This window comes from Hymenobacter montanus (assembly GCF_014699115.1).
Classification (GTDB): domain Bacteria; phylum Bacteroidota; class Bacteroidia; order Cytophagales; family Hymenobacteraceae; genus Hymenobacter; species Hymenobacter montanus.
Genome location: NZ_JACXAD010000023.1, coordinates 21907 through 47093 on the forward strand (window position 1 = coordinate 21907; position 25187 = coordinate 47093).

The following is a 25187-nucleotide window of genomic DNA, read 5'->3' on the forward strand; positions in this document are numbered from 1 at the left end:
CTATTAGGCCGTTTTCTGGTCACCTGGCCCTCTCTTTTGGCTTTACGCCTCCGGCGAACTGAAATCGTACCCGCTAGGGCCGCTCGGCTGAGGACGACCCCACTGGGACCCTTGAGGCTTTACCATTGGCGGCTGGTACCGCAGGCAGGAAACCGCGCGGGCAATTATCAGCCGACAAGCCCTGGGACTCGGTCTGCTGCAAGAGCAAGCAAACCGAGCCCCAGTTTTAATCGGTTTTCTTAATCGAAAATCTACTGAATGCTGGATTGCCTTTCCTTAGTCGGCGATGCCATCGTGGTTGCGGTCTTTGGCATCGCCAGCCGCTTTATAGAGCTCTTTGCCGGTGGGCTTGTGAGGACCGGCCGGGCGGCTGAGGCCCGCAGTGGTGGAGTCGCCACCCTCCACCCCCTGGGCGGTGGGCGCGTAGCGGCGCTTGTTGGAGCCGCGCTCAACGTTGGTGTCGCCGTTATCGGTGCCGGAGCTGCAGGCACTACCGGCGGTGAATACACCGGCCAGAATAAGGAGATGGAGGAAGTTTTTTAGGCGCATGAAAGCAAGTAAGTGAGGGGGTTGAACGTGAGCGATGCCGCAAGGTAGAAAATTAACCTCCCGCCGCGCAATCCGAACCGTATGGTGCGAATACGGTTGTAGCGGTAGGCGCGCCGGTTAGGTTGCGAGCCGCGGGTTTCATTCTCACTTTTGCTTCGATGTCCGACTCCCTTCCTTCGCCCGTGGTGCCCACTCCGGCGTTCACCTATGCTCAGTTCCGGGCCTTGGTCAGCACCCTGGTGGCCGAGCACCGTACCAGCGGCCCCGACCAAAACCCGGCTTACCTCCGGTTTACCGAGCAGAACCAGGCTCACCTCGACCGCGCCTACGCCATGCCCCTGCTGCCCGAGCTGGTTGCCACCCTGGCCCAATTGCCCCGGCCCGAGCACTGGCTGGTGCTGGGCGAAGCCTGGTGCGGCGACACCGCCCACGTGCTGCCCATTCTGGCGCACCTGGCCGCCGCCAGTCTTGGCACCGTTCAACTGCACGTGCTGCTCCGCTCCGACCACCCCGCGCTCATGGCAGCCCACCAAACCAACGGCCGTAACAGCATTCCCCGGCTCATTCGGCGCGATGCGACGACCGGCACCGACCTGGGTGGCTGGGGCTCCCGACCGGCCGGCGCCCAGGCCCTGTCCGAACAGCTTCACGCCGATCAGTCGCTGCACACTAACCAGATAGTCAAAGCGATGAATGCCTGGTACGAAGCTGATAATGGGCAAGCTGTTCAGCGGGAGCTCCTCGCTTTATTCCAGTAAGTGGGTGATTTAAGCGGAATTTTTCTTATTTTCACCTTCCCATTTTGCCGATACTATGCTGGCTCCATTGCGTCTTCGTCTTCGGAAACACGTAGCCACCTGGCCCTGGCGGCGGGTGGGCGTATTGGCCAGCGTGAGCCTGGGCCTGGCACTATTACTGGTCGGCTACTTGTTTGAGCTTAGTGACCACTTTTTTACTCGACTTTTTTTCGCTTTCCTCGTACTGTTCTGGCTGCTGGCGGTTACGTTTCTGGCCGTAGTACCATTTGTAACCTGGGCTACCGGGCATTGGTTCGGCCGCGACTGGGCCGACGCCCCAGCGCGGGCGTCGCAGCCGCGCCGGGCTATTGCTAATTCACCAACGCGTTCTTATTCTTCACCGGCCGCCTCACAATGGCCCGAAAAACGTTAAAACCCGTGAAAACTAATTTATTGCATATTAAGAATATGGTGTGTCCGCGGTGCGTAGAAGCCGTGCATAATTTGTTGGAGCGGGCCGGTTATCGGCCCAAAACCGTAGCGCTAGGCGTGGCCGAGCTCGATCAGGCTACCCCCGCCGACCCCGAAGCGCTGGCCCCGCTGCTCCAGGCCGCGGGCTTCGAGTTGCTGCGCGGCCGCGCCGAACAGCTAACCGAGCAAATCAAAACCGTGCTGGCCGACTACCTGGAGCACTTGCGCACGGCCCGCTCGCCACTCACCACCTCGGCGTTTCTCACCGACCGGTTCGCAGCTACGTATTCCCACCTGAGCAAGGTGTTTTCGCGCACGGCGAACCTTACCATTGAGAAATATCTCATCCGCCTCAAAATCGAGCGAGTGAAGGAGATGCTCAGCTACGGCGAGCTGACCCTGAATCAGATAGCCGACCAGATGCGCTACAGCTCCGGCCAGCATCTGAGTAACCAGTTTCGGCAGGTGACGGGCTACTCGGTAAGCGAGTTTCGCCGCCTGATGCTGCCCGAGCGCCTGTCGCTGGACGCGCTGGCGTAGAGCGGGCCGCACGGCGTACGAACCCAGCTGAAAAGGGGCCTGTCCGCTCGGGGGCCACTTTTCAGCTGGATTCACCGGGCTGATTTTTTTCGTCTCTTTTATCTTCTAGTGCTGCTCGCCATCCTACCGGCCGGCTTACAGGACGCACGTGGACTTCAGGTGCTCCTAGCTGGGCCCTGCGGGCCGCAGGCGGTCAGGAGAGTAGTACCTAGCGGCCCGCACGGCAATTGGCAACCCGATGCATAGCACAATGCTCAGGCTCATGGGGCCCGACGCCGGGTTGTAGGGCTGCCGGGGCACGTGGGAGCTAGGTACCACCACCCAGTTCATTATCAGCCCCACTACCTCGCCATAGATCACGCCAGGCACTGCCGACGGGAGTTTCCACAGGAGCGGCAGACGAGAGTACAGCCAATAGAACACCACGGCAAAGACGATAGCAATAAGGTAGTGCAGCCCCAGCCCCACCAGCGCCATGCCCGCGCCCCCAGTGAGAGCAGCCTGACCAAATAAGCCGCTCGCCACAAACCTCAGCACGTTGGCGGGAGACTTGTGGGTGACCACCACAAATTGCAGGCACGCGGCGGTTATGTCCAGCGTACCCGCTAACAAGCCGGTGGCCCCGGCCGACCAGGCCCAGGGGCGACGATTCGGGCGCGAAGTGGGGAGTATGGTTTCCATCGCAGCAAAGTAGCGGTTTTAGCGGGAGTCGCAAAGGTGGCGCACCGCCCGCCGTGCCCGACCTTTGCGGGAAATGAACCCTGGCCCCCGGCGCCGGGTTACTTCCCACTGTGTCGTCTGCTTCTCCCCGCATCCTGCTGCTCACGCCGCCGCTCACGCAGCTCAATACGCCCTACCCGGCCACGGCCTACATCAAAGGCTTTCTGGTCGGCCGTGGCTACGCCGTAACCCAGGCCGACCTGGGTTTGCAGCTGGTGCTGCGGCTGTTTTCGGTGGACGGGCTGACCCAGGTTTTTGCTGAAATCGAGGCCGGCAGCTTCGCCCTTAGCGACAATGCCCAACGGATGGTGCGCCTTAAGAACCGCTACCTGGCCACCATCACGCCCGTCATCCGCTTTCTCCAGAACAAGGACTTGACCCTGGCACCCCGCATCTGCCACGGCCGTTTCCTGCCCGAAGCGGGCCGTTTCGACCACGTAGCCGACCTGGAAGCCGCGTTCGGCACCATGGGCCTCACCGACCAGGCCCGCCACCTGGCCACGCTGTACCTAGAAGACCTGGCCGACCTCATCAAGGAAACCGTGGGGCCCCACTTTGGCTTCTCGCGCTACGCCGAAAAGCTGGCCCTCTCAGCCACCAGCTTCGAGCCCCTGCACGAGGCCCTGCAAGCCGCCCCCAACCTGCTCGACCGCCTGCTGCTGGAAGAGCTCGAGGAGCTGCTGGCTCGCGTGCAGCCTGAAGTGGTGGGCTTCACGGTTCCTTTCCCGGGCAATCTGTACGGCGCGTTGCGACTGGCCCAGCGCATCAAGCAAATCAGCCCCGCCACGGCCACCGTGATGGGCGGCGGCTACCCCAACACCGAGCTGCGCACCATTCAGGAGCCGCGGTTTTTCGATTACATCGACTTTCTGACCCTAGACGATGGCGAGGGCCCCTGGCTGCGGCTGCTGGACTACCTGAGCGGCTCAAAGGAGGCAGCCCGGCGTGAGGCTCTGGGTGGCGGCGAAGCCGACGATGGGCTGCACTGTGCGCTGCAGCCTGAGCTATACCGTCAGCACGGCAGCAGCCTGCTCCAGCGCACCTTCCGGCGCAACGAGCGCGGGCAAATCGAGTACATCAACTACCCGCACCCCGACATTCCGCACCCCGAGGTGGGCACGCCCGACTACTCCGACCTGCCGCTTACCGAGTACCTCTCGGTGCTGGAGGTGCTCAACCCCATGCACCGCCTGTGGAGCGACGGCCGCTGGAACAAGCTCACCGTGGCCCACGGCTGCTACTGGAAGCGCTGCTCGTTCTGCGACGTGACCCTGGACTACATCGCGCGCTACGAAACCGCGCCCGCAGCCCTGCTCGTGGACCGCATCGAGCAAATCATCGAGCAAACCGGCCAGACCGGGTTTCACTTCGTCGACGAAGCTGCGCCGCCCCTCGCGTTGCGCGACCTGGCCGTGGAGCTGCTCAAGCGCCGCGTCGCCATCACGTGGTGGGGCAACATCCGCTTCGAGAAAACCTTCTCGCCCGACCTGTGCCGGCTGCTGGCCGCGGCGGGCTGCATAGCCGTCAGCGGGGGCCTGGAAGTGGCTTCGGACCGGCTGCTGGCCCTCATGGAGAAAGGCGTAACCATTGCCCAGGTGGCCCGCGTGGCCGCGGGCTTTACCGAGGCCGGCATCATGGTGCACGCTTACTTGATGTACGGCTTCCCTACCCAAACGGCCCAGGAAACCGTGGACAGCCTCGAAGTAGTCCGCCAGCTGTTTGCGGCCGGCGTGGTGCAAAGCGGCTACTGGCACCGCTTCTCGATGACGGCCCACTCGCCGGTGGGCAAAAACCCCGCGAAGTACCAGGTGGCCGCCATTGGCCCCGAACCCGCCGGCTTCGCCTGGAACGACCTGTGGCACGATGACCCCCTCGGCACCGACCACGAAGCCTTCGGACCGGGCCTGGCCAAGTCGCTCTACAACTACCTACACGGCGTAGCACTCGATGAGCCCCTGAGCTTCTGGTTCGACTTCAAAACCCCCAGGCCCACCACGCCGCGCCACCTGGTGCAGCAGGCCCTGCAAGCCCCCGACAAGCCGGACTTCGCCAAGCTAAACCAGCGCCTGTTCTGGCTCGGCAATGCCCCGGCAATCCGCGTGGAGCAAGGTAAAAAGGGCTCCCGCGCCGTGCTTACCTGCTACGAGCAGGCCGAAGACTTTGAGGTGAAAACCAGCCCCGCGACTGGCCACTGGCTGCACCAGCTCCTCACCCGCCTCAGCACTGATTACGACACCAAACTGCTGCTGAAAGAAGCGGCGGCCACTTTCCCTACCACCGAAGGGACGTTCGAGAATTACCTGCAAAACCCAGCCTGGCAGCTCCTGCGTAGCAAGGGGTTGTTACTGATTTAGCGCGAATTCGGGTCAACAACTACAATAGGCCAAAGAATACATAGTATTAAAAAAGCATTTACAGTAGGTGACTATGAATTTTTAAACTCAATCTTACACTACCCAACCCTCATACTATGAAATACGGTCTACTACGGATTGCCCTTCCACTAATAAGCTTGCTGGGCATGAGCCACCTTACACGGGCGCAGGCAGAAATAGATGCCACTTTTGGCAATAACGGACGGGTTTTCACCACCTTCTCCGCAGCTCCCACCAGCGATGCGGCAGCGGCGGTGACGCTCCAGCCGGATGGCAAGCTCGTCGTGGCTGGGCAAGGCAACGCGGGCCTGGAAATGGCCCGCTATACCACTACCGGGGCGCTTGATGCCACGTTCGGCACGGGCGGCAAGGTAATAGTCCCGCTTGCGGGCTCACCTAGTCCGACGTGCATGCCCCGCGCCTATAACCCGCCCGGTTTCGGCACGGCGTACAGTGTGTGTCTGCAAGCCGACGGCAAGGTGGTAGTCGCGGGCGCTGTCAAAGGGGACTCATTCGTGGCTCGCTTCCTGGCTAATGGTACACTTGATGCGGGCTTCGGAACCAACGGCGTAACGTACATCTGCGGGGGAACCGTGAGCGGCTACGCCGTTCGGGTCGGGCAGCAGCCTACCGGCGAATTAATCGTGATGGGCCACGCTGTGGGCATCAACGTGGGCGACTATCCTCTACCAGCGGGCAATGCTTTCGTGTACCGCCTGCAAGCCAATGGTAGCCGCGACAGCGGCTATAGCAGCGGCCTCGGAGCATACGGCCGGCTTACCGATGGCCTCGTGGATAACGCAGGCCGGGCCTTGGGAGTAGGTTTTGAAGATGGATTTTTCACTAACCCGAGCACCGTCACCCGACGGTTAGTTGTGTTGAAGGTTTTGGCCAATGGCACCGCCGACCCTACGTTTGGCACAGCCGGTATCGCCGCGCTGAACCAGTTCAACAATCAGCCGGTAATGGGCCGGGCCATTGCCCAGATGCCAAACGGCCAGATACTCGTATTGGGCGAAACTGACGTGCTAAACCCGTCTTTGTTCTTAGCTCGTTTCAACGCTAATGGAACGCTGGACGCTTCATTCGGCACCAATGGGACGACTGACCTGGGCCCGGCAGCCTTCAACGCCTTCCCGGAGATGAGCTTGCAGGCCGACGGTAAAATTGTGCTGGTGGGCACCCTCAACGGCGACTTCGTATTGCGCCGGCTTTTACCCAGCGGCCAACCAGATACGGGCTACGGCCTCAACGGCTACGTGACGATAAATGAAGATGTAGACGACCAACTGAAAGACGTGTTGATCCAGCCCGATGGCAGCGCCGTAGCCGTTGGCTACGCAGCCGGCCCGGCGGGCCAGAACAGCCGCTTCGCGGTGCTGCGGGTGCTGCCCACCGGCCGGGCACTGGCTTCCGCGGTAGGCTTCAGCGGGGCCGCCGCGTTGCGCGCCGTACCTAACCCCAGCAGTGGGGCGCAGCTACAGGTGGAAATGAACTGGCCGGCGGCCGTGCACCAGCCCGTGTCCGTGGAGCTGCTCTCCCCCATGGGCCAAGTAGTGACCCAGACCACGCTCAGCCCCGTTGGAGCGGGGGAGCGGCGGCAGGCGAAGCTCGCGCCGGACCAGGTGCTCGCGGCTGGGCTGTACGTATTGCGGGCGCGTTGCGCCACCGGCGTACTGACCAGCAAAGTGTTGGTGCAGTAAACTTCAGAAAAGGGTGCCGGGGCAGTAGGGCATTTGGCTATCGGCTGCGCAGCCACGCGGTTACGTCGCCGGGCAAGCCCGCTCCGAATTGCGGGTAAGCCCGACCCGACACGAGCAAGTCGGGCCCAGCGGCGCGGTAGGCGCGCACGGCGCTGCCGCGCCCAGCGCCCAGCACCGCGCGCCAGGCGGCCGCCCGTTGGGGGGCCGAGGCCCCGCCATACAGGCCCAACACCGGCATCTTGCGCCGGGCTAGCTCCCGGAAGGCGGGGTCGGGATCGGCGTTTTGGGCAATGAAAAAGGCCAGCCGGGGCGCGCCGGGGCCCGTACCGGCCTGCACCAGCGCCGGGGCCCGGGCCCCGGCAGCCCAGGCGCCCACCTTGGCCGTGTCGGCCCCGGGGGTGTTGCGCAGCAGGCGCACGGCCGCTTGCAGGCGCGGCATTTCCGCCGCGGCGCTGGTCGAGCCAATTGCCGGCAGCAGCAGGACGATGACGCCATCGCGCGCCAGCCCATCGGCCCAGAGGGCAGCGGCGGCGGCCGTCACCGTGTCGGGCAGCATCATGAGGGCGGCGCCCGGCGTACTGGTGTCGGAAGGAGCAAACAGCCAGGCCGAGCCGGTGGCCTGCGGTATTTCTTCGACGCGGTACGTGCTGGCCGCGGGCTCGCCGCGCTTCACCAGGATGGCGTTGAACCTAGTGGTATCCAGGTTGAGGGAGCCGCGCCAGAAGTCGCCCTCCAGCTTCAGGGTCAGTACTTCGCCGGGCCGGGCCGGGCGCGTGAGGCGCAGCTCGTTATTGCTGAACAGCAGGGTATCGGCCACGAAGTTGAGGGTCCCGGCGGTGGGCGCCGTGAACTCGGCCTCGTAGTGGCCGGGGCTGGGGTGGCGGATGTCGAGCGCGGCGCGCAGGTCAGCCTGGCCGGGGGTGCCAAGGCTGCCTTCGTAGTGAGCCACGGGCGGGATCGCGCTCCGGGCCTGTTCACGCTGCGCCTGGCAGGCCGTTAGCCCCACGGCCCAGAGCAAGCCCAGGCCGCCGCTCAGCAGGCGGGCGGGGCGAATAATCGAATGCATCACAGGAATAGGCATTCCCAAAAGTAGCCAGTTTAACGGCCCGCCAATCCTTTGCGCAAAATCAGGTCGGTTTGCACGTCCTGCCCCAGTCGAAATTCGTGCTGGCCCACGGCCCGAAAGCCGAACCGCTGGTAGAAGGCCCGGGCCCGGTCGTTCTTCTCCCACACACCCAGCACCACGGCCGAGCAGTGCAGCTGCTCGGCCAGGGCCAGGATGCCGCGCATCAGGGCCGCGCCCAGGCCGGTGCCCTGCCAGTCGTCGCGCACGTACAACCGCTGGATTTCGAGGCGGCCCGCCTGGTCCTGGTCGGCGGGCAAGCCCAGGGCCGAATTGTCGCGCAGCTTGGCGTAGCCCACCAGCTCGGCCTGCATGTGGGCCAGCAGGAAGGTGTTTTCGCGGTCTTGCAGCTCGGCGAGCTGGATGTCGGGGCCAAAGTTTTCGGCCAGGTACGCGGCCAGGTCGGCCGGCGAGCAGGAGGCCCCGAAGGCTTCCTGAAAGGTTTGGCGGCCCAGGTCGGCCAGCTGAGCGGCGGTAGCGGCGTTGGCCTTGGCCAGCGAGATGCGCAGGGGAGATGACATCCCGCAAAGGTCGAGCAGCGCCCGCCGATTTACAGCATCCCGTCGGTGTTCGGGTTGCGCCGGGTGGGGGCGCCGCGTCGCAGACCCAGCCCCATGCGCATCAGCAGCCCGCTGGCTAGCAACCCCAACAGGTTCGCACTTAGCAGCATCGCCGAAGGATTTTGGTAAGCGCCGGTGCTCCAACTGTACACGGCCACGTACACTCTCAGCAGCAGCCCCACGGCTAGCATGCCCCCGCTGATTACGAGCATCCAGCCGACTAAGCGGCGCGTAGCAGGAGGGAGGGGAGCTGCCATGGTGGCTCTTTCATACGAGGCCCGTCAAGGCGGGGTTCAGGCCGCCCCACCTTATTGCGAATCCGGTTCTTTGGCGTAATTTCGTTGTACCAATACCCCGCGAGAGTAGCTCAGTTGGTAGAGCATCAGCTTCCCAAGCTGAGGGTCGCGAGTTCGAACCTCGTTTCTCGCTCATTGATTAACAGCCATTTAGGTCGTATCCTAAGTGGCTGTTTTGTTTTTCAATTACATTTTAAATTACACAAGTTGATTTTAGCTACGTTTGCTATAATTCTACTTAATCATGCTCGTGGTCATGAATTCTTATACCACACGCTTTAATACAGTCATTTAGAGCCGACCTACCGCACTCTCTACCAATGGTAAACGAACAACAAATCGAGTACGGCTTCATCGGCGACCTGCAGCGCCTCAAGTACACCTACCGCGACGACATCCGCAACAACACCGAGCTGGAGCGCAACTTCCGTGAGAGGTTTGAGGCCCTGAACCGCGTCACGCTCTCCGACGCGGAGTTCAGTCGCCTGCGGGACGAAATCGTGAACCCCGATGTGTTCGTGGCGTCCAAAACGCTGCGGGCGCGCAATACCTTTATCCGGGAAGACGGCACGCCGTTGCAGTACACGCTGGTCAACATCAAGGACTGGTGCAAGAACGAGTTTGAGGTCATCAACCAGCTGCGCATCAACACGGCCAGCAGCTTCCACCGCTACGACGTCATCCTGCTCCTCAACGGCCTGCCGCTGGTGCAAATTGAGCTGAAGACGCTGGACGTGACGCCGCGCAAAGCGATGAAGCAGATAGCCGACTACAAGAACGACCACGGCGCGAGCTATACCAATACGCTTCTGTGCTTCGTGCAACTGTTCATCGTATCCAACCGCACCAGCACCTACTACCTAGCCAACAACCGTCGGGAGCATTTCGACTTCTCGGCCGACGAGCAGTTTCTGCCGGTATACCAGTACGCCGACGAGAAAAACCGGAAAATCAACCACCTCAGCGAGTTTGCCGAGAAGTTCCTGACCAAGTGCACCCTGGCCGAAATGATTAGCCGCTACATGGTGCTGGTGGAAAGCGAGCAACGGCTGCTGGTAATGCGCCCCTACCAGATCTACGCGGTGAAGGCCATCGTCGACTGCATTCACCAGAACCGAGGCAACGGCTACATCTGGCACACCACCGGCAGCGGCAAAACGCTCACCTCGTTCAAGGCCTCCACGCTGCTCAAGGACAACCCCGACATCGAGAAGTGCCTGTTTGTGGTGGACCGCAAGGACCTGGACCGCCAGACCCGGGAGGAGTTCAACAAGTTTCAGGAAGGCTGCGTGGAGGAGAACACCAACACCGGGGCCCTAGTGCGCCGCCTGCTCTCCGACGACTACGCCGACAAGGTCATCGTGACCACCATCCAGAAGCTGGGCCTGGCCCTCGACCCCAGCCACCCCAAAGACTATAAAACCCAGCTCCAGCCCCTCAGCCACAAGCGGGTGGTGCTCATCTTCGACGAGTGCCACCGCTCGCAGTTCGGCGAAAACCACAAGGCCATCAAGGCGTTTTTTCCGAAGGCTCAGCTGTTCGGCTTTACCGGCACACCCATCTTTGAGGACAATGCCATCTACACGCAGGTAGATGGGCGGGAGGCGTCGTACCAAACCACGGAAGACATTTTCCAGAAGTGCCTGCACTCCTACACCATCACCCACGCCATCGAGGACAAAAACGTGCTGCGCTTTCACGTCGACTACTTCAAGCCTGATGGCAAGCCCGGCGCTGCCCCCGGCTCCGGCCCGGCTCAGCAGGCCGTGGTGAAGTACATCCTGGAAAAACACGACGCGGCCACCCTGCAACGCCGCTTCAACGCGGTGCTGGCTACCCAGAGCATCAACGACGCCATTGCCTACTACGACCTGTTCCGGCAGGAGCAGACAAAACGAGACGGCGAACCCGACTTCCGGCCCCTGCACATTGCCTGCGTGTTTTCGCCGCCCGCCGAGGGCAACGCCGATGTGCGCCAGATTCAGGAAGACCTGCCCACCGAAAAGCAGGATAACCAGGTAGAGCCCGACGCGAAGAAAGACGCCCTCAAGCGCATCATCCACGACTACAACCAGCAGTACGGCACCAACCACCACCTCGGCGAGTTCGACCTGTATTACCAGGATGTACAGCAGCGCATTAAGGCTCAGAAGTGGCCGGTGGCAGACTACCCGCGCCACGAGCGTATCGACATCACCATCGTGGTCGACATGCTGCTCACGGGCTTCGACTCCAAGTACCTTAACACCCTCTACGTCGATAAAAACCTGAAGCACCACGGCCTCATCCAGGCGTTTTCGCGCACCAACCGCGTACTCAACGACACCAAGCCCTATGGCCACGTGCTCGACTTCCGGCAGCAGCAGCCGGCCGTGGACGCGGCCATTGCCCTGTTCTCGGGCATCGAAAACAAGCAGGACCCTAAGGAAATCTGGCTGGTGGCTCCCGCGTCGGAGGTGATGAAGGACTACGAGAAAGCCGTGCAGGCCCTCGAAAGCTTCATGCAGGGGCACGGCCTGCCCGCCGCCCCCGAGGAAGTAGCCAACCTGCAGGGCGACCTGGCCCGCGGCGAGTTCATCAACACGTTCAAGGAAGTGCAGCGCTTGCGCACCCAGCTCGACCAGTACACCGACCTGGGCGAGCCCGAAAAAGCCCAGCTCGAAACCCTGCTGCCCCTCGACGACCTGCGCGCCTTCCGGGGCCAGTACCTCGAAACCGCCAAGCGCCTGCGCGACCAGCAGGGCAAGGGCAAAAACCCCGCTCCCCCCAACGGGGTACAGTTCGACCTCGACTTTGAGTTCGTGCTCTTTGCCTCGGCCATCATCGACTACGATTACATCATGGGCCTGATGGCTGCCAGCACCACGCAGGCGCCGAAGAAGCAGAAGCTGACGCGCGAGCAGATTATTGCCCTGCTGGGCTCCAGCGCCAACCTGATGGATGAGGCTGACGACCTGACCGCTTACTTTGCCGGCCTGCCCACCGACCGCGGCTTTACCGAGGCTGAAATTCGCGACGGCTACGAGGCTTTCAAGGCGGAAAAAACGGCCGCCGCGCAGGCCGCTATTGCCGCCCGGCATGGGCTGGCGGTGGAGGCCCTCACGGCCTTCGTGGACGGCATCCTGCGGCGGATGATTTTTGACAGCGAAGGGCTGGGCGACCTGCTGGCGCCGCTGGGCCTGGGCTGGAAAGCGCGCGCCGCCAAGGAAGGCGAGCTGATGGCCGACCTCATTCCGTTGTTACAGAAACGGGCTCAGGGACGTGAAATCTCCGGCCTGGCAGCGTATGAATAGCCCCGGCACGCCCACTAACCAACAGACGTTCGACGAGCTGCTGCGGCACATCCGGCAGGCCCGGCAGGCCGTTTTTGCCCACGTCAATACCGCTCTCATCGACTTGTACTGGTGGATGGGCCAGGCCATCAGCGAGAAGGTGCGGGGCGAGGCCTGGGGCAAGGGCGTGGTGGCCGAGCTGGCCAACTACATCGCCCGCAACGCGCCGGAAGTGAAAGGCTTTAGCGACAAAAACCTGTGGCGCATGAAGCAGTTCTATGAAATGTACCAGGACGACTCTACACTGGCGGCACTGGTGAGGGAGCTACCCTGGACGCACAACACCATTATTTTCTCCCGCTGCAAAAGCAGCGAGGAACGGGAGTACTATCTGCGAAAAGCGTCGGCCGAACGCTGGAGCAAGCGAGACCTGGAGCGGCAGATAAACGCTTTGCAATTTGAGCGCGGCATATTAGGCGCGAAACTCTCGCCGGTGGTGAGAGAAGTACACCCGGCGGCTGACCAGGTGTTTAAAGACAGCTACGTGCTGGAGTTTCTGGGCCTGCCCGAAGCGCACCGCGAGGCTGACTTGCAACAAGCCCTCATCCGGCACATGAAGGCGTTTATCCTGGAGCTGGGCAGCGACTTCCTCTTTATGGGGGAAGAATACCGGGTGCAGGTGGGCAGCCAGGATTTCTACCTCGACCTGCTGTTTTATCACCGGGGGTTGGCGGCGCTGGTGGCTTTTGAGCTAAAAATCGGCCGGTTCATGCCCGAGCACCTGGGCCAGCTCAACTTCTACCTCGAAGCTCTGGACCGCGACGTGAAAAAGCCGCACGAGAACCCCAGCATCGGCGTGCTGCTGTGCCGCGACAAGGACCAGGAGGTGGTGGAATATGCGCTCTCGCGTAACCTCTCCCCGACGCTCATTGCCCAATACCAGCTCCAACTACCCGACAAAAAGCTGTTGCAGGCCCGCCTGCACGAACTAATGAGCCGCGAACTGCCGGCCAACGACAATAACCTATGAGTAAAGAAGCAAAAAAGACGGCGGTGCCAAAACTACGATTTCCGGAGTTTCGGGAGGCGGGGGAGTGGGAAGAGACGCAGTTAAGCGAAGTATCTCGCATTGTCGCAGGCCAATCGCCAGCAGGTACTTGCTATAACGACAAAGGAAATGGCATTCCTTTTTATCAGGGGAAAACAGACTTTGGAGATATTTATTTAGAAAAGCCAACAAAATGGACAACGCAGGTAACTAAGCTAGCAGGTCAAGGTGATATTTTGATGTCAGTCAGAGCACCTGTTGGAGCATTAAATATCGCAACTCATGAAATCTGTATAGGTAGAGGCTTGGCCGCAATCCAACCATTTGACAGTAGGTGGTTCCTGTATTACTTCTTAAATAGTATCCAAAAATCTATCATTGGCAATGGTGGCTCCATCTTCGATTCAATTAATAAGGAACAAATTGAGGCTATAAAAGTCCAGATTCCTTCTACCGATGAACAACAAAAAATAGCCGCTACCCTTTTTTCCCTCGACGACCTCATCACCGCCCAAAATGCCAAGCTGGAGGCCCTTAAAACCCACAAGCGTGGCCTGATGCAGAGGCTCTTTCCCACTGAAGGTGAAACGGTGCCGAAGCTGCGGTTTCCGGAGTTTCGGGACGCGGGGGAGTGGGATATAAAGCTATTGGGCGAGGTAGCAAAGAACTTGGACAGTAAGAGAGTGCCAATTACAGAGAGTGAAAGAATAAGTGGTAACGTTCCCTACTATGGCGCCTCAGGCATCATTGACTATGTACAAGATTACCTTTTTGATGAAGACTTACTTTGTATATCAGAAGATGGGGCAAACCTGATGGCAAGGACTTATCCAATTGCCTTTTCAATTACGGGGAAAACATGGGTAAATAATCATGCACATGTCATCCGTTTTAAAAAGCGCTTTACTCAAGTACTAGTTGAGAACTACTTGAATGCGATAAGCCTTGAGGGCTTTTTGACAGGAATGGCACAGCCCAAATTAAACAGGGCTAAATTAGATATTATCTCTGTTCCTCTTCCAAAGGATGAAAAAGAGCAGCAAAGAATAGCTAACACCCTTTCCTCTCTTGACGACCTCATCACCGCGCAAAGCCAGAAAATAGAGGCTCTGAAGCTGCACAAGAAAGGGCTGATGCAGGTACTATTTCCGGCGGCAAGTAAAGAGGACGCATGAGCGGGAAAGCTAAAATTCAGATCTATAAGACCTTGCCGAAGCTGGCAATTCGCCTGCGCGACGATTTGAACGCCAGCGATTTTGTGCTGCTGTACGCCTTCAACGGCACTGGCAAAACCCGGCTTTCTATCGAGTTTAAGAACCGAGGTAAGAAAGGAGAAGAGCGCGATACCCTCTACTTCAACGCCTTCACCGAAGACCTGTTTAGCTGGGACAACGACCTGGAAAACGACACCGAGCGCAAGCTGCGCATCAATTCGTCGTCGCGGTTTTTCGCGGGCTTCCGTGAATTGGCCTTGGAGGAAAAGATCTTTTCCTTCCTGGAGCGCTACGCCGAGTTCGATTTCCGCATCGACTACGAGAACTGGACCGTTAGCTTCTCCAAAGGCGAGCACACTAACATCAAAGTCTCGCGGGGCGAAGAGACGATGTTTATCTGGTGCGTGTTTCTGGCCATCTGCCAACTCACTCTTGACGGGGCCGAGGCATACAAGGATATAAAATACATCTACATCGACGACCCCATTTCTTCGCTCGACGACAACAACGCCATTGCCGTAGCCAGCGACCTGTGCAAGCTCCTGCAAAAAGCTAGCGGCCGGCTCAAAACCGTCATTTCCTCGCACCACGCCTTATTCTTTAACGTGCTCTGCAATGAGCTGAAGAAACGCAAGCCCGCCCGTTATTTTCTGCACCGCACGGCCCAGGGCTACGGCCTGCAAGGCACCGAGGATACCCCCTTTTTCCACCACGTAGCCAGCCTGAGCGAGTTGCGGCAGGTTGCCGCCGCCGGCAACATCAACACCTATCACTTCAACGTGCTCCGCGCCGTGCTGGAGAAGACGGCCACGTTTTTCGGCTACAAAGATTTTTCCGACTGCATTCACGGCGTCGATGACGAGACGCTCTACGCCCGCGCCCTCAACCTGCTCAGCCACGGCCAATATTCGGTGTACGCCCCCGTGGAGATGACCCCCGACAATAAAAAGCTTTTTCAAAACATCCTGGCGGCGTTTCTGGCCAAATACCAGTTCGACCTGCCCGCCCTCTAGCCCCACCCGCCAGCCCCACCAACGCATTTATGAGTACCCAAAACCAACTAGGCAGAACGCTCTGGGCCATTGCCGACCAGCTCCGGGGCATGATGGACGCCGACGACTTCCGCGACTACATGCTGTCGTTCCTGTTCCTGCGCTACCTCTCCGACAACTACGAGACTGCCGCCCGCAAGGAGCTGGGTCCGGACTATCCGGATACCCCAGCCGATGTCATGAAAAAGCTGAGAGTATGTACTCCCCTGGAGATCTGGTACAATGAGAACCCCGTCGACGTGCCCGCCTTCGAGCAGCTCATGCGCCGCCGCGTGCACTACGTCATCGAGCCCCCGCACCTGTGGAGCCACATCGCCGAGCTGGCCCGTACTCAGCACGGCGAGCTGCTCACTACCCTAGGCGAGGGCTTTAAGTACATCGAGGAAAAATCGTTCAACAGCACCTTCCAGGGCCTCTTCTCCGAAATCAACCTCAACTCCGAGAAGCTGGGCCGCGGCTACGCCGAGCGCAACGCCAAGCTCTGCACCATCATCCAGAAAATTGCCGAAGGCATCGGCCAGTTCTCGACCGACGCCGACACCCTCGGCGACGCCTACGAGTACCTTATCGGCCAGTTTGCGGCCGGCAGTGGCAAGAAGGCCGGTGAGTTCTACACGCCCCAACCTATCTCTACCATCCTGTCCGAGATCGTGGTGCTCGACAGCCAGAACCCCGCCGCCGGCAAGCGCGCCAAGCTCGAGCGGGTGCTCGACATCACCTGCGGCTCGGGCTCCTTGCTGCTGAATGTGCGCCAGCACATGCGTGAGCATGGGGGAAGCATCGGCAAGATTTACGGCCAGGAGAAGAACATCACCACCTACAACCTGGCGCGCATGAACATGCTGCTCCACGGCGTGAAGGACACCGAGTTCGACATCTACCACGGCGATTCCCTCAAGAACGACTGGGACTTGCTGAACGAGCTGAACCCGGCCAAAAAGGCGCAGTTCGACGCCATCGTGGCCAACCCGCCCTTCAGCTACCGCTGGGAGCCCACCGAGGCCCTGGGCGAAGACTTCCGCTTCAAGAGCTACGGCCTCGCCCCCAAGTCGGCCGCCGACTTTGCCTTTCTGCTGCACGGCTTCCACTTCCTGAGCCCGGAAGGCACCATGGCCATCATCCTGCCCCACGGCGTGCTCTTCCGGGGCGGGGCCGAGGAGCGCATCCGTACCAAGCTGCTCAAGGACGGCCACCTCGACACCGTCATCGGCCTGCCCGCCAACCTGTTCTTCTCCACCGGCATACCCGTCTGCATCCTGGTGCTGAAGAAGTGCAAGAAGCCCGACGACGTGCTGTTCATCAACGCCAGCGAGGAGTATGAGAAAGGCAAGCGCCAGAACTTCCTGCGCCCCGCCGACATCGAAAAAATAGTAGCCACCTACCGCGAACGGAGCGAAGAAGCCCGGTACTCGCGCCGCGTGCCCATGGCCGAGGTCGAGCAAAACGGTTACAACCTGAACATCTCGCGCTACGTGAGCACGGCCACTTCCGAAGAGGAAATCAAGCTGGACGAAGTACATCGGAAGCTGGTAGACATCGAGAAAGACATTGCTGCTGCCACCGCCCGCCATAACGCGTTTCTGCAAGAGCTCGGCTTGCCTCTTATTTAAAGGGGATGCTTCCAAAGGATACTACTGGTTTCGGCTTGGACCTGCCAAGAGGTTGTCAGATATGGTTAGTGCCGTAACGCAGCTTGCCCGAGGTTCAGAATTACTTACTTTCTAACAAGATGCTTTTAGTAATCCCTACCCAAAACCCCAAGCAATTCACGCAAGTGCAAGCGGGCACGTTCAACGCGCTTGCGATTTGGGAACGAGCCCACATTCAGGAATGGGTGCGTCAGGCGCCCGAAATCCTGGGCGAAGACCTGTTGGTAGTGAGCATGGAGTTTGACCGCTTTAAGCAAAGCGCCGACCGCCTGGACTTACTGGCACTGGACCGCCGCGGCAATCTGGTAGTGGTTGAGTTGAAAAGGGACGGACTAGCCAGCTACGCCGACCTGCAAGCCCTCCGCTACGCTGCCATGGTCTCCACAATGACCATTGAGAAGCTACTGCCTTACTTCGTGCACTACCAGCAGAAGTATGTAGGGCTGGCGGATATGACAGCGATTCGGGCCCAGGAACTTATTCAGGAGTTCGTAACCCAGAACGACACGTTCAAGGAACTGTCGAACCGGCCACGCATTATCCTATGCTCTGAGAACTTCTCAACAGAGCTCACGACTACCGTCCTATGGTTAAACCAAACCGAGCTGGATATTTCATGTGTGCGCATCGTCCCGTATAAGGTTGACGATAAGGTGGTGGTGGTACCCACCAAAATTATTCCTTTGCAGGAAGCCAATCAGTATATGGTTGAGCTAGAGAATAAGGAGCGAGGGAAGGAACAGCAAGCCGCGCAGAGCGGCCGGACAGAAACCTTCACCCTATTAATGGATAACGGGTACCTGAAGGAAGGGGATAGTATCTACCTCAGCGACCGCCTGCCCGCTTACATCAGCCCTGAGGCGAAAGCATCGTCAGATGAAAACGTCTTTCGGGCGGAAATTTTGCCGCGCCAGGGTAAACTCTATACTGTACGCTGGGCTTTAGACGGCCAGGTGTATTCGTTGATGAATCTGACACAAACAATTTTTGCCCGGTTTCATCCCGAGGGTACCCGCCCAGCAGGAATGCAGGCAGGGCGTCATTGGTCCCTAAAAGACGGGCGCAATTTGGTAGAATTGGCCGACGAGGTATGGGCAGGGTTACAGGCCGGAGAATCCATAACGGCCGAGGCTGTAAACTAACCCTGACGCAGTGTGCGATAGGCTTGGATGGGGTCTTCCCAGCTTGCCTGTATTCAAAACGGGCCTAATACTGGGTATTCGCTAAGTCCAGGAAACAGCCGCCGTCAAGCAGTTCGTAACAGTTGCCGCACCGGCTCATGCTTTACCGGGCACAGTGACAGGTGAACTGGCTTTTAAAGTAGATGACCATGTACTGGCTGACCTGATCAGAATGTACGATGAGATCAACAGTTGCCAACCCTTCAAAACGGCATATATAAACTTGCTATTTCCCAATCACAAAAAATATTCTTCAAAAAAATTCACTCTATAGCAAAAGAAAATAGCCTAGATCGCTAAAGTGAAGGTTGCCGTGTTGTACTTTCAGACATGGAATTTAAACTGGTACCGGCCACCTACCGAGGCCCGCATACCCCTGACTTCAAGTACGGCTGGACGTACCAGATGGAGCTGTGTGAGCACCAGGATGGTATGAGCTTTCGGTTTCCGGGGATGGATCACCCGGAGCAAACCCTGACGCGGCGCGAGTTTCGGGAGCAGTGGATAGTTAGGCGCTCCCGTCCTGTTAGTCGACCGGCGCCCGCCCCGCCCCTGGCCAAGAAGCTGTTTCAACACGTGCGCGGGCTTTTCACCAGCGAATCTCCAGCTCCAGGCAAGAAGAAGCCTCGATCGGGCGAAAAGCCCGGCTACCAGCCAAAATAGAAGCGGGTATAATCTGGTGGTGAGCAAGCTCCAACGGTGAGGTTAGGGCGTTTCTTGATTGCGCCAGTTTCCGGGCAATGGTTTCCCTGCGTATAACGACCTGCGGTACCTGTCTACCAGCTATTACGACGGATTTATTAGCAGTTTATGAGTACGGCGTGTGCAGCAGGCTCTACGCAATAGCATGGCTCGAGCCCGGCCAGCAGCTTCAGAATCAGCAGTTTCTTGAGTAAGAGCTTTGCGTACTTCCTGGGCACGCGCACCAACTCTAACCGGTGGACCCTTAGCGACTATCCGGCCGTGGCAATAGGCCAATGCCTTCACTAGCCCAACACCCCAACTTTCCTTCCCGCGGTTAGCCTCACGGCCGCAAGGTACCGTGGCCTAGCCATGAGGTACTAGAATAGCGGTTCACTAGAATATGCCGTTTTTTAAGCGGTCTTTATTTTTTTTCTGCGCCAGTTAGTCTGTAAATACCAGGTGCTGGTTGAGTAGCCCGCAAGCCTCGTTCCTGGTCAGCAGCAACACCCTATTTAAACTTTATTCATTGATAATCAATGAATATAACCAGATGCTTAACACTCCCAACCGCTGGCACGCGGTTGCTTTTTCCAGCAAGCTAAGTCTGGGGCAATCGGTTTGAAATCGGGCTGGGCCTGACTGCTGACTACGACCAGGGCCTAAAATTGTATAGCCCCAGGCAACCTTTTCGATACTCAAAACCGAGTATGCAGGTGTTGGCTTAGTATTCCTGCTTAAGCCCATTTAATAGCTAGCTATCCTGGTCGCTGTATTCCTTTCCGCTTATTGCTTGTAACCCATATCCGAAATATGCTATTAAACGAGGCCCCACTGGTGTAGCAGTGGGGCCTCGTTTATTTTCCAGCTACGGGCTTGGTGCCGTAAGCACCCGTGCGGCATGTCTGCTCCTGGACTGGGGATGGCGTGCACTTGAGCTTGCCATAAGCGCCAGGATAAACCTGCTAGGCTGGTGCCGAACTGCCCAAGGCGGCAACTAAAAGCAGGCCAACCCGAAGGCGTGGGTTTTCATTCCTAATAAGCTCGGGTGTAGCGAGAGCCGGACTGAGAGCCATGCAGTGGCAAATAGGACGTACCCGGCCACGGCGTACGGCACCCCCGGCAATGAGGCCTGGAAAACTGTTTGCCTAATGATTTAAAACCATTCGGTTGATTGACTTTGTGCTATACATTTGTTTTCAAACCCTTTTTCTCCTTTTATTAAATTCTCACCATGACCAGACGTTTTTTTGGACTCGCTTTGCTCCTTAGTTTATTGGCAGCCGCCTTCTCAGTCCAGGCCGCGCCTAACCCGGATGCCGTGCTGGGGGTCTGGAAGAATGGGGAAGGCACCGGCATGATTCAGATTTTCAAAAAAGGAGACAAGTACTTCGGGCGCATCGTGTGGCTGAAAGTGCCCAACAACCCCGACGGCACCCCCCGCACTGATGTGAACAACCCCGACGAAGCCAAGCGTAAGACCCCGCTCAAGGGCTTGGAAAACATGCGCGACTTCACCTTCACCGGCGACAACAAGTGGGAGGAAGGCAAGATCTACGACCCCAAAAACGGCAACGACTACAGCTGCCAAATGACTTTAGTCGATCCCAACACGCTGGAGGTTCGCGGCTTTATTGGGGTCTCGCTCTTCGGGCGTACCGATGTGTGGAAACGACAGGTTAAAAAATAATCGTCCGACGGTTCTGGCTCTCCCGGCCCCCTGCCATTCGTGGTATGGGGTTAGGGAGAGCTTCTTTTAAATAGTCTTCCCATCATACCGCACCACCTGATCTTACGGCATGAAATACCTCTACTTCGCCTTGGCGGCCAGCCTGCTGGCTACGGCCCCCGCCACGGCTCAAGTCACCGACACCACCCGCACGGCTCCCCCGGCCACCGACGAAAACTTCGACGACTTTGGCGATGCCGGCACGGGGGGCACCAGCTACAACACCCAAAAAGTCCTCTATATCACCCCCACTAAGCTGATTTCGGTGGGCTACGAAGCGCAGCTGCCGTACACCCTGACCAGTACCGGCCCGTTGCCCGCGAACACGGCTCCGGCCGTCGAAACCCGCGTTAACTCGGCCCGCGGCCTCCGGCTGGCTTTCAATGCCCCCGTGGTCTCGCGCAACGATTTTATCTTTAACGTCGGCCTCACCTACTGGAACACGGGCCTGGATCTGGCCAATGCCGAACGGTCGCCCTACTTCGCCCAGCTGAAGGATGGCCTGCGCACGACCGGCGTGAACACGACGATCTTCAACCCCTTCGACAACAAGCACTTTCTCATTCTCCAGTTCAACCTCGACGCCAACGGCAACTACCGCGGCTTCAACGAGGTAAAGAGCGAGCACTTTACGTACAGCGGCACGGCTATCTACGGCTGGAAACCCAACGACAACCTGCAGTGGGGCGTCGGCCTGAGCCGCACCTACCGTGCCGGGCAGCTGCTCTACATTCCGGTGCTGCTCTACAACCGCACGTTTTCGCCACAGTGGGGCTGCGAAATAGTGTTCCCGGCCCGCGCCGAGATCCGCCGCAACTTCGGCACCAATGCCTTGCTGAAATTTGGCTATGAGCTGGAGGGCAACACGTACTACCTGGGCAAAATAGGTGCCGACGAGGTGTACCTGCGCCGTGGCGAGCTCAAGCCCCGCCTCAGCTACGAGCGCCAACTGATAGGCTTCGTGTGGGTATCGGCTCAGGCGGGGCTGCGCTACAACTACCGCAACGACGCTTTCCGCAACCAAGATGTGACCGGCGAGCGCGAAAGCACGCTGGGCTCGGAGCCCGCACTCTTCAAAAACAAGCTAACCAACCCCTTGTATTTCAACCTCAGCCTGAACCTGGTCAGCCCCTAACGGCGTTTTCTGCTCAACGCTTTACGAAACCAAAAAGGCTCCTCCGCTACAGCGGAGGAGCCTTTTTAGCTTGCGGGGTTCAGCCTCACTTTATTAGGCTTCTACCGCGCTGCGCAACCCTTGCGCCCGGCGTACGAGCCGCCCCAGCTCGGGCGGTAGCCGCTGGCATCGGGGCCGCTACCTCAGCCGCATTTTTAGAGTAATTTCATAGTCAGTGTATACGACGTCTGGCTCCCCTCCCCTGGGGCTTCGCGCATGAAGCGAACCGGGGCCGGGGGTGCGGTTTTCCCGGCTGCGAACTGTACACTGAGCTGAAAACCGCTATAGAGATGGGGTGGGGTATAGCTTCCAGCGTGAACGGACCTGGGATCTTATCAGCAGCTTTATTCAAGCAGGCAGATTATGGGTTGGTGCGAATAAAGTGATGCGGATACTTTTCTCCCAGCAGCGAAGGCAGCTCAAAGCTATTGCCGGCGTATTTCCTCAGTGGCTGACGGTAGGGCGCCGCCTTATCTGCCGGATTATTAAGCTCCAACGTGCCTGGCCGTACCCGATAAGAAAAGGTAAGGATGGTATCGCCGCGGGTATCCACCACGACGGTGCTGTCGTTGAAACGGGCTGACAAAAAGAAAGAGGCGCCGTCGGCAATCCGCCACCTGCCTCTTAGGTTCAACAAGCGCGAATTGGATACCTTCCTTTCGGTAGACTCAGTTGGTAGCCGGCCCCTATTTTTTGGTTCGTTGCTACAGCTTATGGCCCAGGTAGCGGCAATCAGGATGATGATAGCGCGTAGCATAGATCACTGCGAGAGTGAAACTTATTGGTGAGCTTGATCAGGTACACCCGCCCCAGGCGTCATACTTCAGCCGGTCAGGCCCCAACTTTTGAACTGGTGTTTCCTAAACCCAGGAAGGGAAAGCCCCGCCGGAAAATCCGGACGGGGCCCTTGCCTACTTTCTGGCAACCGATAGCCGGGTGGCACAGTGCGGGATCAAGCTTTCACCCCCGCGAATGCTACCGTGCTCCTACGGCGCTGCTGCCGCTCAAGCCTTGGGCCAGGCGGACGAGCCGCACCAGTTCGGCGCGGTAGCCGTCGGCATCGGCGCCGCGGGCCCCGTTGGCCAGCTGCTCGGTGCTGGCCCAGGTAGCGCTGCCACGCTGCTCGCTTTGGCGCAGCAGCAGGCCAAACTGCGCCACGGCGGCGGCAAAGCGGAAATCGACCGAAGCTTTTTCGATGCTGGCGGGTGCGCCGGCCAGGGCCTGGGCCAGGAGCTTGCTGGTGGTGCCCCGTGGCTCTTTGTAGCGCAGTTTCACCGTCAGCACCTCGGCCGTGGCTGGTTGGGGGTTCAGGAAAGCCGGCTGCTGGTACTTGAGCACGTCGACTACCGGCTGGCTGCTGCCCACGGGCACGATTTCGTACAGGGCCGTTACCGTGTGCCCCGCGCCCAGCTCGCCGGCGTCTTTGCGGTCGTTGTTGAAATCCTCGGCCGCCAATAGCCGGTTCTCGTAGCCCACGAGCCGGTAGTGGGCCACCCGGGCCGGGTTGAACTCGATTTGCAGCTTTACGTCCTGGGCCACCGTGAAGAGCGTGCCGCCGAACTGCGCCACCAGCACCCGGCCGGCCTCATCCAGATTGTCGAGGTAGGCGTAGTTGCCGTTGCCCTTGTCGGCCAGGGCTTCCATACGGGCGTCGCGGAGGTTGCCGCGCCCGCAGCCTAGCACCGTGAGGAACACGCCACTTTCGCGCTGGTCCACGATCAGCTGTTCTAGAGCTTGCTCAGAGCTTTCACCCACGTTGAAGTCGCCGTCGGTAGCGAGGATGACGCGGTTGTTGCCATTCTTATTGAAGCTTTGCCGGGCCGTGGAATACGCCAGGCGCAGGCCCGCACCGCCGGCGGTGGAGCCACCCGCCTGCAGCCGGTCGATAGCGTCGAGAATCACCTGCGGCTGCGAGCCGGGCGTGGGCGGCAACACCAGGCCCGCTGCTCCGGCGTAAGCCACCAGCGCCACGTGGTCCTGGGGCCGCAATTGCTTCACCAGCAGCTTCAGGCCGGCTTGGACGAGGGGCAGCTTGTCGGCTTCATCCATCGAGCCCGACACATCGACCAGGAAGACCAGATTGGCCGGGGGTAGCTGGGCCGTTTCCACCTTCCGGGCCTGAATCCCGATGCGCGCCAGCTGGTGGGCGGGGTTCCAGGGGCAGGCGGCCAGCTCGGTGCTGACGCGCACGGGGTCGGGCGAGGTGGCGAGCGGGGCGGGGTAGCTGTAGTGGAAGTAATTCAGCATTTCTTCGACCCGCACGGCATCGCGCGGGGGCAGTTGGCCTTCGTTCAGGAAGCGGCGAACGTTGGTGTAGCTGGCATTGTCCACATCCAGGGAAAAAGTACTGAGCGGGACTTTCTTCGCGTCGAAAAACCCGTTTTCCTGGACGTGAGCGTAAGTGTCGCCAGCCCCCGCTTCGTCGCGGGCCGGCATCACGACCGGTGAAGCTTGGGGGGCGCGGGCATCTGAGATTGCATCATATTCGGCATCCGCTAGTGATTCACCTTTCAAACCTCTGGCTGCGCGGTTCTCTTTGACTTTGCGGGGGGAGCGGGACTTCTGAACCGGCCGGCTCGTGCTAGTCACCACTACTTCTGATAACTGTTTGGTATCCGCTTCCAGCGTGAGGTTGATGGTATGCGCTTGGCCCACGGGGCGCTCCACCGACTTGTAACCAACGAATTGGAACACTAGCACGGCGCGGGCCGCACCTGGTACCAGCAGAGAGTAGGTGCCATCGGAGTTGGTGAGGGTGCCAAGAGAGGTACCTTTTACTCTCACCATCACGCCCGGGAGGGGCAGGTGATTGCTCTGATCGCGTACCTGCCCGGAAACCACCCAGTCTTTGGTAGGGCCCGGCGGTACCGGCCGACTATTGGAAGCAGGGAGTGGCGTTGATTGCGCCGCAACGGGCAATGAGCCCAGCAGCAAGGGGAGGAAGGGGAGCAGCAACAGGTTTCTCATGGCGGCAAGGAGGTTGGTGAAACTTGCTGACCTGATGCCGGGCCAGGACCGATTACACACGGGCTGGTGGTGATTCAATGCTTTTTGGTAGTCGAGCCCCGAATCGGCGTGAGCGGTTACGGCCTGACAAGCGCAAGCTGCGTAGG

General features: G+C 59.4%; 21 protein-coding genes and 1 tRNA gene. 15 read left to right on the forward strand and 7 right to left on the reverse strand.

All coding sequences use genetic code 11. The annotated features are described in order from the left end of the window. Positions 1 to 276: 276 nt before the first annotated feature. On the reverse strand, positions 277 to 549 hold the full coding sequence (locus IC235_RS17875) for a hypothetical protein (protein WP_191006571.1): 273 nt from the start codon (positions 547 to 549) through the stop codon (positions 277 to 279). Positions 550 to 707: 158 nt separating this feature from the next. On the opposite strand from IC235_RS17875, the gene IC235_RS17880 reads away from it, so the two are divergent. The 3 genes from IC235_RS17880 to IC235_RS17890 all read left to right on the forward strand — a co-directional run bounded on the left by IC235_RS17880 (position 708) and on the right by IC235_RS17890 (position 2297). Further along, a complete protein-coding gene (locus IC235_RS17880; RefSeq protein ID WP_191006572.1) occupies positions 708 to 1307 on the forward strand; it encodes a thioredoxin family protein in 600 nt (199 codons plus the stop codon). Between the two features lie 55 nt (positions 1308 to 1362). Beyond that, a complete protein-coding gene (locus IC235_RS17885) occupies positions 1363 to 1719 on the forward strand; it encodes a hypothetical protein (RefSeq protein WP_191006573.1) in 357 nt (118 codons plus the stop codon). A 62-nt stretch (positions 1720 to 1781) separates the two neighbouring features. After that, on the forward strand, positions 1782 to 2297 hold the full coding sequence (locus tag IC235_RS17890; RefSeq protein WP_191006574.1) for a helix-turn-helix domain-containing protein: 516 nt from the start codon (positions 1782 to 1784) through the stop codon (positions 2295 to 2297). Positions 2298 to 2462: 165 nt separating this feature from the next. Here the strand turns inward: IC235_RS17890 and IC235_RS17895 are convergent, their stop codons facing one another. Beyond that, complete coding sequence (locus tag IC235_RS17895; RefSeq protein ID WP_191006575.1) at positions 2463 to 2978, reverse strand: hypothetical protein; 516 nt, start codon at positions 2976 to 2978, stop codon at positions 2463 to 2465. A gap of 110 nt (positions 2979 to 3088) precedes the next feature. On the opposite strand from IC235_RS17895, the gene IC235_RS17900 reads away from it, so the two are divergent. Then, positions 3089 to 5371: a B12-binding domain-containing radical SAM protein gene (locus tag IC235_RS17900; RefSeq protein ID WP_191006576.1), complete on the forward strand. Its 2283-nt coding sequence runs from the start codon at positions 3089 to 3091 to the stop codon at positions 5369 to 5371. Positions 5372 to 5538: 167 nt separating this feature from the next. Continuing rightward, on the forward strand, positions 5539 to 7095 hold the full coding sequence (locus IC235_RS17905) for a hypothetical protein (protein WP_191006577.1): 1557 nt from the start codon (positions 5539 to 5541) through the stop codon (positions 7093 to 7095). 37 nt (positions 7096 to 7132) lie between these two features. Here the strand turns inward: IC235_RS17905 and IC235_RS17910 are convergent, their stop codons facing one another. From IC235_RS17910 to IC235_RS17920, 3 genes are read right to left on the reverse strand one after another with little or no spacing between them, the layout of a single operon-like run. Beyond that, complete coding sequence (locus IC235_RS17910) at positions 7133 to 8161, reverse strand: hypothetical protein (protein ID WP_191006578.1); 1029 nt, start codon at positions 8159 to 8161, stop codon at positions 7133 to 7135. A gap of 32 nt (positions 8162 to 8193) precedes the next feature. Further along, on the reverse strand, positions 8194 to 8739 hold the full coding sequence (locus IC235_RS17915) for a GNAT family N-acetyltransferase (protein WP_191006579.1): 546 nt from the start codon (positions 8737 to 8739) through the stop codon (positions 8194 to 8196). A 29-nt stretch (positions 8740 to 8768) separates the two neighbouring features. Next, a complete protein-coding gene (locus IC235_RS17920; protein WP_191006580.1) occupies positions 8769 to 9035 on the reverse strand; it encodes a hypothetical protein in 267 nt (88 codons plus the stop codon). Between the two features lie 99 nt (positions 9036 to 9134). Here IC235_RS17920 and IC235_RS17925 point away from each other — a divergent pair. The 10 genes from IC235_RS17925 (at position 9135) to IC235_RS17970 (ending at position 22035) form a co-directional block, all read left to right on the forward strand. Next, positions 9135 to 9207: transfer RNA gene (locus IC235_RS17925), tRNA-Gly, on the forward strand. Positions 9208 to 9394: 187 nt separating this feature from the next. Next, positions 9395 to 12367: a type I restriction endonuclease subunit R gene (locus IC235_RS17930; RefSeq protein WP_191006581.1), complete on the forward strand. Its 2973-nt coding sequence runs from the start codon at positions 9395 to 9397 to the stop codon at positions 12365 to 12367. After that, positions 12360 to 13376 (forward strand): PDDEXK nuclease domain-containing protein, encoded by a 1017-nt coding sequence (locus IC235_RS17935; protein WP_191006582.1) that lies wholly within the window; start codon positions 12360 to 12362, stop codon positions 13374 to 13376. Before IC235_RS17930 ends, IC235_RS17935 begins: the two co-directional genes overlap by 8 nt. Next, positions 13373 to 14569 carry a restriction endonuclease subunit S gene (locus tag IC235_RS17940; RefSeq protein ID WP_191006583.1) on the forward strand — a complete coding sequence of 399 codons (1197 nt, stop codon included), beginning with the start codon at positions 13373 to 13375 and terminating at the stop codon, positions 14567 to 14569. Before IC235_RS17935 ends, IC235_RS17940 begins: the two co-directional genes overlap by 4 nt. Beyond that, positions 14566 to 15621, forward strand: coding sequence for an AAA family ATPase (locus IC235_RS17945; protein WP_191006584.1), 1056 nt, complete (start codon positions 14566 to 14568; stop codon positions 15619 to 15621). The genes IC235_RS17940 and IC235_RS17945 overlap by 4 nt, the downstream gene beginning before the upstream one ends. Positions 15622 to 15650: 29 nt before the next feature. After that, complete coding sequence (locus IC235_RS17950; protein ID WP_191006585.1) at positions 15651 to 17270, forward strand: type I restriction-modification system subunit M; 1620 nt, start codon at positions 15651 to 15653, stop codon at positions 17268 to 17270. Positions 17271 to 17389: 119 nt separating this feature from the next. Beyond that, positions 17390 to 18451 (forward strand): PDDEXK family nuclease, encoded by a 1062-nt coding sequence (locus tag IC235_RS17955; RefSeq protein ID WP_191006586.1) that lies wholly within the window; start codon positions 17390 to 17392, stop codon positions 18449 to 18451. Positions 18452 to 18820: 369 nt separating this feature from the next. Then, positions 18821 to 19153 carry a hypothetical protein gene (locus tag IC235_RS17960; RefSeq protein ID WP_191006587.1) on the forward strand — a complete coding sequence of 111 codons (333 nt, stop codon included), beginning with the start codon at positions 18821 to 18823 and terminating at the stop codon, positions 19151 to 19153. 1252 nt (positions 19154 to 20405) lie between these two features. Beyond that, entirely contained in the window at positions 20406 to 20861 is a 456-nt protein-coding gene (locus IC235_RS17965) for a DUF2147 domain-containing protein (protein WP_191006588.1), read from the forward strand. Between the two features lie 109 nt (positions 20862 to 20970). Further along, positions 20971 to 22035, forward strand: coding sequence for a DUF6268 family outer membrane beta-barrel protein (locus IC235_RS17970; RefSeq protein ID WP_223847389.1), 1065 nt, complete (start codon positions 20971 to 20973; stop codon positions 22033 to 22035). A 400-nt stretch (positions 22036 to 22435) separates the two neighbouring features. Here the strand turns inward: IC235_RS17970 and IC235_RS17975 are convergent, their stop codons facing one another. Next, positions 22436 to 22660: a hypothetical protein gene (locus tag IC235_RS17975; protein WP_191006589.1), complete on the reverse strand. Its 225-nt coding sequence runs from the start codon at positions 22658 to 22660 to the stop codon at positions 22436 to 22438. 389 nt (positions 22661 to 23049) lie between these two features. Beyond that, on the reverse strand, positions 23050 to 25041 hold the full coding sequence (locus tag IC235_RS17980; RefSeq protein ID WP_191006590.1) for a YfbK domain-containing protein: 1992 nt from the start codon (positions 25039 to 25041) through the stop codon (positions 23050 to 23052). Between the last annotated feature and the right edge of the window lie 146 nt (positions 25042 to 25187).